Annotated in this window: 12 protein-coding genes and 1 tRNA gene; 7 read left to right on the plus strand and 6 right to left on the minus strand. The window is 56.8% G+C overall.

Annotated features, from left to right (window positions below; genetic code table 11):
- Positions 1-89 precede the first annotated feature (89 nt).
- The 4 genes from WCX72_RS11195 to WCX72_RS11210 form a co-directional block, all read right to left on the minus strand.
- On the minus strand, positions 90-1,271 hold the full coding sequence (locus WCX72_RS11195; protein ID WP_345969841.1) for an ammonium transporter: 1,182 nt from the start codon (positions 1,269-1,271) through the stop codon (positions 90-92).
- Between the two features lie 8 nt (positions 1,272-1,279).
- Positions 1,280-1,618 carry a P-II family nitrogen regulator gene (locus tag WCX72_RS11200; protein WP_345969842.1) on the minus strand — a complete coding sequence of 113 codons (339 nt, stop codon included), beginning with the start codon at positions 1,616-1,618 and terminating at the stop codon, positions 1,280-1,282.
- Positions 1,619-1,765: 147 nt separating this feature from the next.
- On the minus strand, positions 1,766-2,104 hold the full coding sequence (locus WCX72_RS11205) for a P-II family nitrogen regulator (RefSeq protein WP_231018425.1): 339 nt from the start codon (positions 2,102-2,104) through the stop codon (positions 1,766-1,768).
- 67 nt (positions 2,105-2,171) lie between these two features.
- Positions 2,172-3,476, minus strand: a complete 1,305-nt coding sequence (locus WCX72_RS11210) for an ammonium transporter (protein ID WP_345969843.1) — start codon at positions 3,474-3,476, stop codon at positions 2,172-2,174.
- A gap of 224 nt (positions 3,477-3,700) precedes the next feature.
- On the opposite strand from WCX72_RS11210, the gene gyrA reads away from it, so the two are divergent.
- The 6 genes from gyrA (at position 3,701) to WCX72_RS11240 (ending at position 9,956) form a co-directional block, all read left to right on the plus strand.
- Entirely contained in the window at positions 3,701-6,220 is a 2,520-nt protein-coding gene (gene gyrA, locus WCX72_RS11215) for a DNA gyrase subunit A (RefSeq protein WP_345969844.1), read from the plus strand.
- 22 nt (positions 6,221-6,242) lie between these two features.
- Entirely contained in the window at positions 6,243-7,277 is a 1,035-nt protein-coding gene (locus tag WCX72_RS11220) for an aspartate-semialdehyde dehydrogenase (protein ID WP_345969845.1), read from the plus strand.
- Entirely contained in the window at positions 7,270-7,788 is a 519-nt protein-coding gene (locus tag WCX72_RS11225) for a YqhA family protein (protein ID WP_345969846.1), read from the plus strand. Before WCX72_RS11220 ends, WCX72_RS11225 begins: the two co-directional genes overlap by 8 nt.
- Positions 7,789-7,821: 33 nt before the next feature.
- On the plus strand, positions 7,822-8,871 hold the full coding sequence (gene hemE / locus WCX72_RS11230) for a uroporphyrinogen decarboxylase (protein WP_345969847.1): 1,050 nt from the start codon (positions 7,822-7,824) through the stop codon (positions 8,869-8,871).
- A gap of 23 nt (positions 8,872-8,894) precedes the next feature.
- Positions 8,895-9,839 (plus strand): radical SAM protein, encoded by a 945-nt coding sequence (locus tag WCX72_RS11235; RefSeq protein WP_345969848.1) that lies wholly within the window; start codon positions 8,895-8,897, stop codon positions 9,837-9,839.
- A 42-nt stretch (positions 9,840-9,881) separates the two neighbouring features.
- Positions 9,882-9,956 (plus strand) — tRNA-Asn (locus WCX72_RS11240).
- A 246-nt stretch (positions 9,957-10,202) separates the two neighbouring features.
- Here WCX72_RS11240 and WCX72_RS11245 read toward each other — a convergent pair.
- Complete coding sequence (locus WCX72_RS11245) at positions 10,203-11,912, minus strand: ABC transporter transmembrane domain-containing protein (protein WP_345969849.1); 1,710 nt, start codon at positions 11,910-11,912, stop codon at positions 10,203-10,205.
- Positions 11,909-13,915: an LTA synthase family protein gene (locus tag WCX72_RS11250; RefSeq protein WP_345969850.1), complete on the minus strand. Its 2,007-nt coding sequence runs from the start codon at positions 13,913-13,915 to the stop codon at positions 11,909-11,911. Before WCX72_RS11250 ends, WCX72_RS11245 begins: the two co-directional genes overlap by 4 nt.
- Positions 13,916-13,989: 74 nt before the next feature.
- Between WCX72_RS11250 and WCX72_RS11255 the strand changes: the two genes are divergently transcribed.
- The gene (locus WCX72_RS11255; protein ID WP_345969851.1) at positions 13,990-15,813 is read left to right on the plus strand and encodes a sulfatase-like hydrolase/transferase; all 1,824 of its coding nucleotides are present in this window, start codon (positions 13,990-13,992) and stop codon (positions 15,811-15,813) included.

Raw genomic sequence — 15,813 nt, forward strand, 5'->3', positions numbered from 1 at the left:
GGAACAATTAAAACAAAAGTATTCGTTGAGAACACCCTAAGGTGCAAGAAGGAAGGATCGCCTTCCCAAGCTATTGCCCGGGAAAGAGATCAAAATGCCCGTTTGAACTCCGGATAGGCTTCAAGACCGCATTCGGTCACGTCAAGCCCTTCAACCTGTTCATCGTCTCCCGCACGGAACGGCAGGAATCTGTTGATGATATAGATCGCCGCGTACGACACGGTGAAAACGAACACCGCAACGACTGCGACCCCTTTGAGCTGTCCAAGCAGGGTGATCCCCGCTTCGGGCTCGGCGGCAAAGATGCCGACGGCCAGGGTTCCCCAGATGCCGTTTACCAGGTGGACCGACAGGGCACCGACCGGGTCATCCAGTTTCAGCCTGTCAAACAGCGGGACGGCAATGACAACCAGCGCGCCGCCGACGGCACCGATGATGATCGGTGTGTGGATATCGTAAAGATCAGGGCCAGCCGTAATGGCAACAAGCCCGCCCAGCGCACCGTTTAGGATCATCGTGATATCGAACTTGCGGTAGCGCAGATACATAAAGATCCCCGCGATCAGCGCCCCCGCCAGGCCGGCGGTATTGGTGTTCATGATCGTCAAAGCCACGGTATCCGCATTCTCTTTGCTCGCGATGGAACCGACGGAACCGCCGTTGAACCCGAACCAGCCGATCCACAGCAACAGTGCACCCAACACGACCAGGGGGATGTTCGACGCCGGGATGACATGGATCTTTCCGTCTTTATAACGCCCTTTACGGGGTCCCATGATCATGATAGCCGCCAGCAGCGCCCAGCCGCCCGTCGAGTGGATGACGGTCGAACCGGCGAGGTCGTACATCGTCAGATCCAGCACGGTCCCGGCCAGCAGATCCGCGCCCCAGGAGACGTTGACAACGAGCGGATAGATAAACCCTCCCATCAGAACGGTAAAAAGGGCTATCGGCAGAATCCGCACCCGCTCGCTCACCCCGCCGCTCATGATATTGACGGTCTTTCCGACGAAGGCCATCTGGAACAAAAAGGCGGCATAGATGCTCATTCCGCTGTTCTCCCAGCCGCCGAAGGCCAGTTGGTAGCCCACGAGCAGGAACATCACCGATGCAACAGCATAGATCATCGTATTGACGGTGAGAACGGAAGTGACGTTTTTCGTACGGACAAGCCCCGCTTCGAGCATGGCAAAGCCGGGCACCATAAAGATGATCAGCGTCATCGCAAAGAGGGCGAAGAGTGTGTCGACAATATAACCGAAATTTTCCATCGCGATGCCTAGATCGCTTCGGAACCGGTTTCACCCGTACGGATACGAATCACCTTTTCAATGCCGCTGACAAAGATCTTGCCGTCACCGATCTTGCCGGTACGCGCCGCTTCTGTAATCGTGTCAAGTACCTGCTCAAGCTGCTCGTCGCCTACGACCAGCTCCACTTTGATCTTCGGCAGGAAATCGACAACGTACTCCGCACCGCGGTAGAGCTCACTGTGCCCTTTCTGGCGCCCGTACCCTTTGACTTCGCTCACCGTCATACCGGTAATACCGATATGCGCCAGTGCATCCTTTACCTCTTCGAGACGAAACGGTTTGATAATCGCTTCAATTTTTTTCATGTATTCTCCTCATAAGACTAAATGAAATCTTATCAAGAAAACCATGATCTTTTTTTAGACAAATGATTATTAATTAATCATCAAACTCTTGACAATGGTACCGGATGTACAAAATCAAGGCAGAAAGCTCTGCCCTGATGGAAAAGGTTATACCGCTTCGGAGCCGGATTCGCCGGTACGGATACGGATAATTTTTTCGATATCGCTGATGAAGATCTTACCGTCACCGATCTTGCCGGTGCGGGCCGCTTCGACGATCGTGTCGACGACCTGGTCGACCGATGCCGCTTCGACGACCATCTCCATTTTTACTTTCGGCAGGAAGTCAACGACGTACTCCGCACCGCGGTAGAGCTCGCTGTGCCCTTTCTGGCGCCCGTACCCTTTGACTTCGCTGACCGTCATACCGGTAATACCGATCTCAGCCAGTGCATCCTTCACATCCTCAAGCTTGAACGGCTTGATGATCGCTTCTACTTTTTTCATTCTGACAATCCTTTTTGTGCTTTGTATTGTAACACTGTTCGGAAGCCGAGGCTCCCGAGCCGTTCAATTAGATGTTGAATCCGCGCTCGCCGTGAACGGATTCGTCCAGACCCATTGTCTCTGTCTCTTCGTCAACGCGTGCACCGCCGGTGATCGCAGAGGAGATCAGGTAAACAATGACCGTACCGACCAGGGTCCACAGACCGACGATCAGGACAGATTCGAACTGCACAAAGAGCTGACCCATACGGTCGCCGCTTGCTTTGAGCGGACCGTCCCAGAGGAGGTCCTGATCGTTCAGCGCGAAGATACCCGTTGCGATCGCACCCCACAGACCTGCGAGGAAGTGGATACCGAAAGCATCGAGGCTGTCGTCGTAGCCCAGTTTCTTTTTCAGGATCGCCACACCGAAGAAGCCGATGAGCGCACCGACGATACCGACGATGAAGGCACCGCCGACACCGACGAAGCCGGCTGCCGGCGTGATCGCGACGAGACCGGCAACGATACCGGAAGCGACACCGAGCAGGGTCGGTTTCTTGAACATGAACCATTCAATCAGCATCCAGGTGACACCGGCAGCCGCCGTAGCGATTGTCGTTGTCAGAACCGCCAGGCCTGCAACAGCGTTCGCACCGAATGCGGAACCGCCGTTGAAGCCGTACCAGCCGAACCAGAGGATCGCCGCACCGGCAGCGGTGAGGATGATGCTCACCGGTTTCATGGCTGTCTTAGGATAACCTGCGCGCTTGCCGAGCATGATTGCCAGGACCAGACCGGCCAGACCGCCGTTCATGTGGACAACCGTACCGCCGGCGAAGTCAAGGGCACCCTCATCGAAGAGGTAGGCACCGTCGCCGCCCCATACCATGTGCGTAATCGGTGCGTAAACCACCAGGCCCCACAGGACAACGAAGAGCATCCATGTTGAGAACTTCATACGCTCGATCGCGGAACCCGATGCGATCGCAACGGTGATCGCTGCAAACGTACCCTGGAACGCGATGAAGACGAAGGTCGGGTAGCTGCCGGAAAGGTCAGACCAGTTGATACCGGAAAGGAAGACGTTCCCGAAACCGCCGAACACGTTCTGCAGTGCCGCGCTCTCGTTCGCGCCGAAGGCGATGGAGTAGCCTGCAATGACCCAGACCACAAACGCTACCACGAACGCACCCATTACCATTGCATAGGTATTAAGTACATTCTTTGTACGCGTCATCCCGGCGTAAAAGAGTGCCAGACCTGCCGGCGTCATCAGCAGTACGAACGCTGTTGACACCATCATCCAGGCCGTATCACCTGTATCGAGCGTATCCTCTGCCAGCGCCAGCGTCGGCAGAAGCATCATCATGGACAAAAGCCACTTCTTCATTGGTTAATCCTTTTTTCGCAGCCTTGACTGCGGAAGTTTCATGAAAATGGTATACAATTTTGTCGGTAATCTGCTCTATAAGATTGTTTAATTTTTAGGCACCCTTCTCTTTCCGTCGTCCATCCCCAGCGCCCCCGTCGTGTTTAAGTATATATAGGTTAATATAAGCGCCAAAAATCTTAGAACATGGGGCCTGCGGGCTCCTGTGCGAGGTGGGACAAGCCATGAGCGAACCGTTGGATAACAGCGAAATCGAAAATATCAATATTGAAGAGAGTCTGCAGAGCAGCTACCTCGACTACTCCATGAGTGTCATCATCGGCCGTGCGCTCCCGGACGTACGCGACGGTCTCAAGCCGGTTCACCGCCGTATCCTCTACGCGATGGACAAACTCAATCTCTCCGCCGGGGCGAAATACAAGAAATCCGCCCGTATTGTCGGGGACGTTATCGGTCAGTACCACCCCCACGGTGATACGGCGGTTTACGATGCCCTGGTCCGGATGGCCCAACCCTTCTCCATGCGTATGACCCTGGTCGACGGCCAGGGGAACTTCGGTTCCATCGACGGCGACAACGCGGCGGCGATGCGTTATACCGAAGCGCGTATGACCAAATACGCCGGGGAGCTTCTCAAGGACCTCGACAAAGAGACCGTCAATATGATCGACAACTACGACGCGACGACCCAGGAGCCCGAAATCCTGCCGACCCGCGTCCCGAACCTGCTGATCAACGGTTCATCTGGTATCGCCGTCGGTATGGCCACCAACATCCCGCCGCACAACCCCAAAGAGGTCCTGTCGGCCCTCGTGCACCTTGTCGATAACCCCAAAGCGACCCTGCCGGATATCATGCACTACATCAAGGCTCCGGACTTCCCAACCGGCGGAACGATTTTCGGCAAAAAAGGGATCATCGACGCCTATGAAACCGGCCGCGGCCGCATCAAGGTCCGTGCGAAGACCCATATCGAGCAGACCCGCAAAAAAGAGATCATCGTCATCGATGAACTCCCCTACATGGTCAACAAGGCGCGCCTGATCGAAAGCATTGCCAACCTTGTGAAGGACAAGCAGATCGAGGGGATCAGCGAGATCCGCGACGAATCCGACCGCGAAGGTATCCGTGTCGTCATCGAGCTCAAACGCGACGCGATGAGCGAGATCGTCCTCAACAACCTTTTCAAATCGACCAATATGCAGACGACCTTCGGGATCATCATGCTCTCCATCCTCAACCAGGAACCGAGAGTCTTCCCGATCCTGGAGATGCTGAATCACTTCATCAACCACCGCAAAACGGTCATTATCCGCCGTACGATCTTCGACCTTGAAAAGGCTAAGGCGCGCGCGCACATTCTCGAAGGTCTGAAGAAAGCACTGGACCACATCGATGCGATCATCAAGCTGATCCGCGCCAGCAAAGACACCGAAAGCGCCAAAGAGGGGCTTATTTCCGAGTTCGATTTCAGCCCGGTCCAGGCCCAGGCGATCCTCGATATGCGCCTTCAGAAGCTGACCGGGCTTGAGCGTGAAAAGATCGAGAACGAACTCAAAGAGCTGCTTGAACTCATCGAGTATCTCGAGAGCGTTCTGCGCAGCGAAGATGTGCTCCGCGGCATCATCAAAGAGGAGTTCAACGAGGTGATGGAGGTCTACGACGATCCGCGCCGTACGGACATCGAAGACGACTACGACGATATCGATATCGAGGACCTGATCCCGAACGAGCCGATGGTCGTTACCATCACCCACCGCGGCTACATCAAACGCGTGCCGCTGGTGAACTATGAGAAACAGCGCCGCGGCGGCAAAGGCAAGACCGCCGTCACGACTTACGAGGATGACTTCATCGAAAGCTTCTTCACCTGCAACACCCACGATACGCTGATGTTCGTCACCGACCGCGGGCAGCTGCACTGGCTGAAGGTCTACCGCATTCCGGAGGGCTCCCGTACCGCCAAAGGCAAAGCGGTCGTCAACCTGATCCAGCTCCAACCGGACGAAAAGATCCAGTCGATCATCCCGACAGAGGACTTCAGCGAGGAGAAATCCCTGGTCTTCTTTACCGAGAATGGTATCGTCAAGCGTACCAACCTCAGCGAATTCTCCAATATCCGCAGCAACGGGGTGCGCGCCATCGTCCTCGACGACGAGGATACGCTCATTACGGCGAAGATCGCCACGACGGAGACGAAGTACCTCTTCATCCTGACCAAGTACGCGCAGTGCATCAAGTTCGAGATCGACAAGACCCGCGATCAGGGCCGCAGTACCCGCGGGGTACGCGGTATCAAGTTCAAACATGACGGCGACCGTGTCGTTGACGCGAACATCATCGACAGTGACGAGCAGGAGATCCTCACCGTCAGCGAGAAGGGGATCGGCAAGCGCACGACGGCGGGCGAATACCGCCTGACCAACCGCGCCGGCAGCGGGGTCATCGCCATGAAACTCAATGCCAAGACCGGCCAGCATGTCGTCGGTTGTGTGATCGTTAACGAAAATATGGACATGATGGCGCTGACCAAAGCCGGCAAGATGATCCGCGTCGATATGGAGAGCATCTCCAAATCGAGCCGTAATACGAGCGGCGTCTACATCGTCAAGGGCGATGATGTCGTCAGCATCTCCCGCTGTCCGAAAAAAGAGCCCGTGACCGACGAAGAGGATGACGGTGAAGAGGGCGGATCGGAGAGTGTCCAGATCGAGCCCGAACAGCAATCTTTTGATTTAGAATAATTTTACAAGGTAGTAAGCAGTAATGAAACAATACAACGTAGCCGTCGTCGGCGCCAGCGGTGCCGTCGGCGAAGAGATCCTGCGCATTTTTGAAGAGATCGATTTCCCCCTGGCCAAGCTCGTACCGATGGCCAGCAGCCGCAGTGCCGGCAATACCGTTGAATTTCGCGGGAATGAGCTCGTCATCAAGGAGCTGACGGAGACCGTCTTTGACGAAGAGGAGATCGAGATCGCCCTCTTCAGCGCCGGCGGTTCGGTTTCGGCGAAATTCGCCCCCTTCGCCGCCGCGGCTGGTGCCGTCGTCATCGACAACACCAGCCACTACCGGATGGACGAAGAGGTCCCTCTCGTCGTCCCGGAGGTCAATCCCGAAGATATCCGCGAGTGGAAAAAGAAAGGGATCATCGCCAACCCGAACTGTTCGACCATCCAGATGGTCCAGGCCCTCAAGCCCCTCGACGATGCCTTCGACCTACTCCGCGTCGACGTCAGTACCTACCAGGCGACCTCGGGCGCGGGCAAAGCAGCGATGGAAGAGCTTGTGCAGCAGATGCAGGACTTCTTCGCCTTCCGCCTGGACGAAAGCGAACACAACAAGTTCCCCCACCAGATCGCGCTGAACCTTATTCCGCAGATTGACGTCTTCACTGACAACGGCTATACGAAAGAGGAGATCAAAATGGTCAACGAGACCAAGAAGATCATGCACAAAGCCGTCGAACTGAGCGCTACCTGCGTCCGGGTCCCTGTGCTGCGCGGCCACTCCGAAGCCATCACGATGACCTTCGACGGCGCCCTCAGTGCCGCCGAAGCTCGCGAGGTCCTCTCCAAGGCGCCGAACATCGTCATCCAGGACGAACCCCAAGAGGGTGTCTACCCGATGCCGGCGGCCTGTATCGACCGCAACGAAACCTTTGTCGGGCGCATCAGAAGCGACCTCTACCGCGACAATATGCTCCACATGTGGGTCGTCGCGGACAACCTCCGCGTCGGTGCCGCGACCAATGCCGTGCGCATTGCGCAGAAATGGGTAGAGATGGGGGGTGCCGATGTTTGAGAAGATGTTTGAATCCGGTCTCTGGAACAGCCGCCTTTTCACTCTGTTCGCCGTTGTCTTTTCGCTGATCGGCGCCATCATCCTCTTCGTCGTCGCCAGCCTCGACATCTGGGGCGTCCTGGTACTGGTATGGGACGTTGTCGCGCACCACGCCCACCCCGAACACCTGCACGAAGACGTCGTGGCGAGCATCATCGGGGCCATCGACCTCTACCTCATTGCCATTGTGCTGCTGATCTTCAGCCTTGGGGTTTACGAGCTCTTCGTCTCCAAGATCGATGCGGCCGAAGACGAGGACGGCAAAAGCTCCTCGGTGCTTCAGATCCACTCCCTTGACCAGCTCAAAGACAAGATCGCCAAGGTCATCGTCATGGTCCTGGTCGTCAACTTCTTCCAGCGCGTGCTACACACCCAGTTCAACGGGGCGCTGGAGATGCTTTACTTTTCGGGGTCGATCCTGCTGCTCGCACTCGCCCTCTACTTTCTGCACAAAGGCGATCAGCCCCACTGATCGCCGGCAAAATCAATACCCATAGGAATATAAATGAGTAAAATCTTCGTCGATGCCTGCCTCGGAAAAGAGACACCGTATACCCCTGTCTGGATGATGCGCCAGGCCGGCCGCTACCTGCCCGAATACATGGAAGTCCGTGCCAAAGCGGGCAGTTTCCTCAACCTCTGCCACGACCCGGAAAAAGCGGCGGAAGTTACGCTCCAGCCCCTTGATATCGTCGGCGTCGACGCAGCGATCCTCTTCAGCGACATCCTCGTCATTCCCGACGAGATGGGAATGGACCTCTCCTTCGTCAAGGGTGAGGGTCCGAAGTTCAGCGACCCGATCGAAACGCAGGCGGACGTCGACCGCCTCATCGGCGGCGAGGAAGCAGCGGACAAGCTCACCTACGTTTACGACACGATCAAGCTGCTGCGCAAACAGCTCGACGAGCGCAGCGACGAGAAAGCACTGATCGGCTTTACCGGTGCCCCCTGGACCCTGGCGACCTACATGATCGAAGGCCAGGGAACGAAGACCTACAACATCTGCAAGAAGATGATGTACTCCAACCCGGAACTGCTGCACAGCGTCCTCAAAAAAGTCACCGAGGTCGTCAAGTACTACATGGAGAAGCAGATCCAAAGCGGCGTTGACGTCGTGCAGATCTTCGACTCCTGGGCCGCGGCGATCGAACCGGGCAAATACGACGAGTTCTCCTGGCAGTACATGGTCGAGATCGCCGAGTATCTCAAAGAGAAGTATCCGCACGTGCCGGTCATCATGTTCCCCAAGGGGATCGCGGCCTTCATCGAGCGCGGCCTCGTCTACGGCAACTTTGATGTCATGGGCATCGACTGGGGTACCCCGATGGCCCTGGCCAAGGAGAAGCTCGGCGACAAGTACGTCCTGCAGGGCAATATGGAGCCGTGCCGCCTTTACTCCAAGGAGGCCACGACAGCCTGCATCGAAGTGATCCAGAAGACGATGGGCGGCAAACGCCATATCTTCAACCTCGGCCACGGCATCCTGCCCGACGTTCCCGTCGAAAACGCCATCCACTTCGTCAACGAGTGCCACCGCGTCAGCACCAAAGCCTGACGCCTAAGAAGCAGGACCCAGGGATGAGTGCGATCTTCGGCCCGGTCAACTCCCGCCGTTTCGGTACCTCCCTCGGTATCGACCTCTCCCCCGGTCTCAAACAGTGTAACTTCGACTGTCTCTACTGCGAGCTTGCCCCCGCCGCTCCCGTCACGGAACAAAAGCAGCGCAGCGGCGTCGACGAGATCATCGCCGAACTGCGAAGCGCCCTGGCCGAACATCCCGGCATCGACGACATCACTGTCACCGCCAACGGCGAACCGACCCTCTACCCCGACCTGGCTACACTGGTAGACCGTATTGACGCCGTCAAAGGCAATACGAAGACCCTCATTCTTACCAACAGCGCCACCCTGACCGACCCGAAGACCTTTGCGACCCTGCTCAAGTTCGACCAGGTCAAGCTCTCCCTCGATGCGGTCACCCCGGAAGTCTTCCGCAAGATTGACCGCCCCGCCGAAGGGATCGAGATCGTTGCGCTCGTGGATGCCGTCAAAACATTCGCCACAGCGTACAAAGGTGACCTCTACCTGGAGATCCTCTTCGTCCACGGCCTCAATGACACGGACGAAGAGATCGCCGCGCTCAACAGCGTCCTGCACGACATCCCCTGCAAACGGGTCGATATCGGGACGATCGACCGCCCACCGGCGTACCCCGTACAGGGGCTTAGCTACGGCGAGCTGCACGAGGTCGCCTCCAAATTCGACCCCGACCTCCCGATCCACATCGCCTCGCGCACCCATGCCGAATCGTGCCAGGGACGCTACAGCGATGATGCGATCCTCAACACCCTCGACAAACGGCCGCTGAGCATGGAGGACATCGCCCTGCTCTTTGATGACGAGAGCCGGGAGCGGTTCCACTCCCTCGTTGAAACGGGACGTATCGTCGCCGAAGACAGCTCGGGAATCACCTTCTACATGCCCGCCAAAAACCTTCACCGTAAACGCGCCAAAAATCCTTGACTTTTCAGGGAGTTTTCCTTATAATTTCGGCCTCTTAACGATTCCGGATTAGCTCAGCGGTAGAGTAGGTGACTGTTAATCACTTGGTCACTGGTTCGAATCCAGTATCCGGAGCCATTTTCTTCGACGCTTTTTCCTTTACTCTTCGTTGTCACAGCACTCACGTACATAAGTACGCTTCGTACTATTCCGCCTCGATTAAAGAAAAAATCGCCTTTGAAAATTTGAATGGGCTTGCTCTACCCAAATCAACATTTTTTTTGACGCATCATTGTCGACAAGTTCATGTACAGCAGTACACTTCGCCTATCTGCCTCGATTAAAGAAAAAATCGCCTATAAAAGTCTTCTCGCTTCAGAACCTTTACCCTTCGTAGCTGCGGGCGATACGCCGGAAATCCTCCGAACGTTCCATCAGTTCCGCGAAAGTGCCCGCATCTGTGATTTCGCCCGCTTTGAAGAAGTAGAGCCTGTCGGCGTGTTCGACCGTCGTGAGGCGGTGGGCGATCATAATGGTGATCTTGTCTTTCGTGTAGGACGCCAGTGCCTTTTGGATGCGGAGTTCGCTCTCGTTGTCCAGTGCGCTGGTCGCCTCGTCGAGGATCAGTACGGAAGCGTTCTTGTAGATCGCCCGCGCGATGGCGATGCGCTGGCGCTGGCCGCCTGAGAGGTTCGCCCCCCCCTCTTCCATCAGCGTATGGATCCCCTCCGGCAATCCCTGGGCAAAATCATAGGCATCGGCCAGCTTCAGCGCCTCGATGACCCTCGCTTCGTCCAGTTCCAGACCGTAGGCGACGTTTTCGGCGAGGCTGTCCTGCATGACGTAGACGCGCTGGGAGACGACGGCCATCTGCTTGAGCAGGGAACGGTGGTCATACTCCCGCACGTCCCTGCCGTTGATGCGCAGCTCTCCCTCTGATGGATCGTAAAAGCGGAGCAGGAGATTGACCAACGAACTCTTCCCGCCCCCGCTGTCGCCGACGAGGGCGATCTGCTCGGAGGGGTGGATGGAGAGCGACACATCCCGCAAGGCGCGTGTCCCCCCGTAATCGAGCGCGACATGGCTGAATCCGATCTCCCGGATCGGTTCCTCCAGAAGCGCACTCCCCTCTTCTATCATGCTTTCGCGGTCGAGGACGCTGAAGATCCGCTCGCTGGCGGCGATGGCATTCTGGATCTTCCCGTAGATAGAGCTGACGCGCCGCAGCGGCTGAAAAGTGAGCCCCACGGCCGTCAGGAACGCCGTAAACTCCCCGACGGTCATCTGGTTGTTAAAGACCTGCTGCCCCGCGATAAAGATGACGGCGGCCAGGCCTGTGGCGCCCAGGACCTCCATCATCGGCGAGACGATCTCGTTCGTATAGACCGCTTTCATATTCAGCTTGAAGAACTTGTTGTTCTCCGCATCGAAGCGTCCCATCTCGTAGGCTTCGGTGCCGTTGGCCTTGATGATCTCGGCGTTGTTGAAGACCTCGGTCAAGCGCGTGACGACGTCGGCATTCTTCTCCTGCGACCGGTGCGAGAGGCGGCGCAGGCGCTTGGCAATGAGGATCAGCGGGTAGATCGCCAGCGGCAGCACGACCAGAGAATAAAAAGCCAGTTCGGCGTTAAGGTAGATGACGTAGACGACGAGACCTAATGCCGTCAAAGACTCCCGGACGAGTTCGGGCAGCATATTGGAGACGAAATACTGGACCCGGTTGATATCGTTGGTGATGCGGCTGATCAGCTCCCCACTGCGGTTGGCGTGCAAGAAAGCCATATCCAGGTGCAGCATATGATCAAGCAGCTGTGATCGCAGCCGGGTGATGATGTGCTGGCCGATGTAGTTCATGAAAACGGCCTGAAGATAGCGCCCGACCGATTTGACGACATAGATGCCGATCATCATCAAGGGGATGTAGTAGAGCATCTGCGGGTCTTTCTCGATGAACATCTTGTCCATCAGCGGCTGCATGATCTGCGCCGTCGCCACGGTGGCGAGCACCGTCATGATGATCCCGATCAATACGATGAAATAGTAGCCTTTATACCCCTTGATATACGGCCAGAACCGCCTAAAAGTCTGTTTCATTCACTCCCCTTTTCCCATACGGGTTTCGCCTGTTCATGCGCCTGCCGCACCAGGTATTCGGTCACGGCCAGTGCGGCGTTGTACTTTTTCTCGCAGGCACGCTGCGCTTCGTTCGATGCATGGCCCTTCTTGAACGCGCCTCCGCGTGAGATGATGACCCCCGCGTCGTTATAGCCGCAATGCAGCGTCTTCGGGTTATAAAGATCCTCCCCCACGGCCGTGTAGGCCGCTTTGGAGAGTGTTCGTCCGTAAAGAGTTGGGAAGAGGTCATTGTGCGACGCGCTGACGTTGCGGTCGAACGGCTCAGCCTTCAGATACGGTGGCAGGTAGAGATAGAAGGGGATCTGTTTTCCCTCCTGCAGAGGATGATCGTAATGCATGATCCCCTCGATGGTGTTGTTATCCGCGGTGATGGCGACGACGGTCCGTTCGCCGAGTGCCGAGGCCTTGACCCCGTCCATGAAACGCCCCGCCATATCGAGGGCGTACTGGTAGTCCTGCAGCCGACGGTGCGCCAGGTCCATATCCCCGGTAATGTGCGCCCGCAGTTTTTCCGTGAATTCCAGCGGCTTCGAGTCGTAGCTTTTGGAGAGGACATAGGGGGGATGGTTGTTCGTCGTCAGGATAAAGACGAACTGTGGCTTCGTCGCCTGCTCCAGCTTCTGCAGCACGAAGTCGTAGGTATACCGGTCGTAGACGCCGTAATCATGCTCCTCCGCCCCAGGATAGAGGCGTTCAATATCGCTTTTTCCTTCGACATGGTCAAACCCCTGCTCTTTGAAAAAACTGCCGACGTTGCGCCACGAAAGGTCCCCGCCATAGACGAAATTCGTCTCGTACCCCGCCTTTTTGTAGACCCGCGCCGCCGCCTGGGGGAAAGCGGTACGCTGGTAACGGCTCTGCCCGTAGGCGATACTGCCCGGGCGGGCGACGACGTTGAGCAAGAACGGTTCCATCGACGCGATCGTCCCGTTGCCGCCGGAGATGAAATCGGTAAAGAGGATATCCTCGTCAAAGTGCCGCTTGAGCCGGCGCAGGATGTCGAACGTAGGGCTTTGGTACTGCAGGATCGGCGCCCCGAAACTCTCCACCATGACAACGACGACATGGGGCGGTTTCGCCGCTGCCGCTTCATTTTGCTGCGTCGTACGCACGAGGTTCGACGCGAGATCGGCCGTATTGATCCGGTCCCGACCGAGATAGTCCCTGAAGGCTTGCGGCACTCTGCCTTTGTAACCGCTGCGCTTGATCAGATCGTAACCGCCGTTTTTATCCTTCAGATACTGTTTGAGCGCTTTTTCGAAGGCAAAAACGCCGCTGCGCGGGATGGCGTTCACAAAAACGTCCGTCGAAACCTCCGGGACATCCTTGAGCAGGGGGAAAAGCCCGAGGCTGCCCCGCGCACCCACCCCGACCAGCAGCAGCAGCACAAGATAGACGGCTGCCGTTTTCATCGAACCGGTCTTGGCAACGGAAGGACGGAGCTCACGGAAGAATCGGCCGACGAGCCAGACCAGCGCAAGGGTGTAAAAGAGGATCAGCCCTGTGATCAGGGTGACATTGTAGTTTTTGAGCCCGATCTGCACGAGGGCCCAGGTATCGTCGTCGAAGAAGCCGAAGAGCATTATTGTGATGTGTTCGCCGAAATAGGAGTAGAACCCGAAATCGATCCCGACCAGGGCACTTACGATCAGGTAGACGGCGGTGAAGTATCCGCGAAAAAGCCGCGGCAGCCACGGCAGCGGTACGACATTGCGGGCCAGGTGGTTCAGGATGATCACCAGCAGCGGCAGTGCCATGAGGTAGCAGACAAGCACCAGGTCGATCCGCAGCCCCAGGAAGAACGCTTCCGCCAACTCCCGGCCGGGGAAGGAAGCCTTCGAAGGCGAAAACTGCCAAAAGAAAAGCAGACGGGAAAGGGAGAGCAGCAGCAGGAAAATCAGCTGGAGTTTCACCGTCTGCCGCAGCAGACCGAAATAGTATTGCGCCGGCGAGTATGTCACGCGTCTATGCCCTTTTTAAGGCGTATTATACAGTGTTGGCCCCCTCTGGTATACTTTCACAAAAAAGTGACACCATGACATCGCAGCATCTTGCCCTCTTTTTCAAAGCCAATCTGCTTCTGACCGGTCTGCTCTCACTGGCTTTTGCCCTCTTCAACAGCCACTACACCCCCTCTGCCCTGCTCTTCACCGCGGCGGCCCTGCTCTCGACAACGGCGACGCTTTACCTGATCTACTGGCTGCTTCTGCGCGCTATTTTCCGCCTGACCCGTCTGGCGGCGGTGCTGCTTCTGCTGCTGTTCTTTCTCACCGATCTCCTGCTCATGACCGACTTTGCCATCTACCGCATCTGGAACTTCCATATCAACGGCATGGTGCTCAATATCCTCTTTTCGCCGGCCGCCTACGACAGCCTGCAAATGACGGGCCAGGCCGTCGTGATCGTCTTCATCGTCATTGCCGTCCTGGCGGCGCTGCTGCTCCTTGGACTGAAACGGATCGCCCGGATTCCTGCCCAGAAGGCATTGCGGGTCAACCGCCGGCTGAACCGCAGCTTCGTGCCCCTGCTCTTCCTCGTCATCGTCGGCGAAAAGCTGACCTACGCCGTCGCCAACCTTCACCTGGACGGCAACATCCTCGAACGCACGAAGGTCGTCCCCCTCTACCAGCCGCTGCTGATGGACGACCTGCTCATCGGCACTTTCGGCATGAAAAAAGCCCAAAACGACGGGATCAGCGTCAATATCAAAAAGATCACCAACATCCGCTACCCGCTGCACCCCATCAGCGTCACCCATCCCAAAACGCCCAACATCTTCATCTTCGGCGTCGACGCCCTCCGCCCCGATATCGTCAACGACGACAACATGCCGAACATGGCCGCGTTCAAACGCGAGGCCGTCGATTTCGAGCGCCACTACAGCGGCGGGAACAATACCCGTTTCGGTTTCTTCTCGATCTTCTACGGCATCAACTCCAGCTACTGGTTCGGCTTCCTCAATGCCAAAAAGGGGCCGGTACTCTTCGAGACCCTCAAGAAACTAGGCTACCAGATCAGCATCGACTCCAGCGTCAACACCGCCTGGCCCGAGTTCCGGCAGACGATCTTTTACGACGTCCAGGACGCCATCAAGGATGACTACAACGGCACCAAGACGGAAAACGACCTGGCGACCGTCGCCTATTTCGATGACTGGCTCGGAAAGCAGGAGATGGACAAACCTATGTTCGCCTTCGTCTGGCTCGATTCAGTCCACAGCCGCGCCTACGACGACGCTTTCCGGAAATACACCCCCGACCAGGTTAGCAGCCAGTACCTGACGGCGACCGCCGAGGAGAGAACGGAGCTCTTCAACATGTACAAAAACGCCGCCTACGAAGTCGACGACCGCTTTGCGCGCTTCATTGCCGCCCTCAAGGCAAAAGGGCTCTACGACGACGCCGTCATCATCGTCCTCTCCGACCACGGGCAGGAGTTCTTCGAACACGACCACTACGGCCACAACTCCGCCTACGACCGCGAACAGGTCGGCACACCGCTCTATATCCGCGTACCGGGTACGGCGCCGAAAACGGTGACCCGCCTCACCTCGCATCTTGATATCGCCCCGACGCTGATGGCGATGCTGGGAGCGGACAACCCTACAAGCGACTATGCCCACGGCCACGACCTCTTCGCCCAAGACTATAACCGCGAATGCGCCTTCGTGGGGAACTGGAATGAAAACGCCATCATCTGCGGAAAAGAGACCTTCGTCATCTCCGACGTCATCTCGAAAGCCTTCAACAACGAGATACGGGATACAGAGACCTACAAAAAGATCAAACTTAACGATAAAAAAAGGATGAATGAGATCCTGATCAGAAGTCTGGAGGAGAACCGGCAGTTCAGCCGGTAA

Origin of the sequence: Thiomicrolovo immobilis, assembly GCF_039645955.1 — a bacterium.
GTDB classification, from domain to species: Bacteria; Campylobacterota; Campylobacteria; order Campylobacterales; family Sulfurimonadaceae; genus Thiomicrolovo; species Thiomicrolovo diazotrophicus.

What these genes read in the sequence shown, in the direction of transcription:
- gyrA (WP_345969844.1), top strand. Translation starts at nt 3,701, where the DNA reads ATGAGCGAACCGTTGGATAACAGCGAAATCGAAAATATCAATATTGAA.
- WCX72_RS11205 (WP_231018425.1), bottom strand. Translation starts at nt 2,104, where the DNA reads ATGAAAAAAGTAGAAGCGATCATCAAGCCGTTCAAGCTTGAGGATGTG.
- hemE (WP_345969847.1), top strand. Translation starts at nt 7,822, where the DNA reads ATGAGTAAAATCTTCGTCGATGCCTGCCTCGGAAAAGAGACACCGTAT.
- WCX72_RS11195 (WP_345969841.1), bottom strand. Translation starts at nt 1,271, where the DNA reads ATGGAAAATTTCGGTTATATTGTCGACACACTCTTCGCCCTCTTTGCG.
- WCX72_RS11225 (WP_345969846.1), top strand. Translation starts at nt 7,270, where the DNA reads ATGTTTGAGAAGATGTTTGAATCCGGTCTCTGGAACAGCCGCCTTTTC.
- WCX72_RS11245 (WP_345969849.1), bottom strand. Translation starts at nt 11,912, where the DNA reads ATGAAACAGACTTTTAGGCGGTTCTGGCCGTATATCAAGGGGTATAAA.
- WCX72_RS11220 (WP_345969845.1), top strand. Translation starts at nt 6,243, where the DNA reads ATGAAACAATACAACGTAGCCGTCGTCGGCGCCAGCGGTGCCGTCGGC.
- WCX72_RS11235 (WP_345969848.1), top strand. Translation starts at nt 8,895, where the DNA reads ATGAGTGCGATCTTCGGCCCGGTCAACTCCCGCCGTTTCGGTACCTCC.
- WCX72_RS11255 (WP_345969851.1), top strand. Translation starts at nt 13,990, where the DNA reads ATGACATCGCAGCATCTTGCCCTCTTTTTCAAAGCCAATCTGCTTCTG.
- WCX72_RS11210 (WP_345969843.1), bottom strand. Translation starts at nt 3,476, where the DNA reads ATGAAGAAGTGGCTTTTGTCCATGATGATGCTTCTGCCGACGCTGGCG.
- WCX72_RS11200 (WP_345969842.1), bottom strand. Translation starts at nt 1,618, where the DNA reads ATGAAAAAAATTGAAGCGATTATCAAACCGTTTCGTCTCGAAGAGGTA.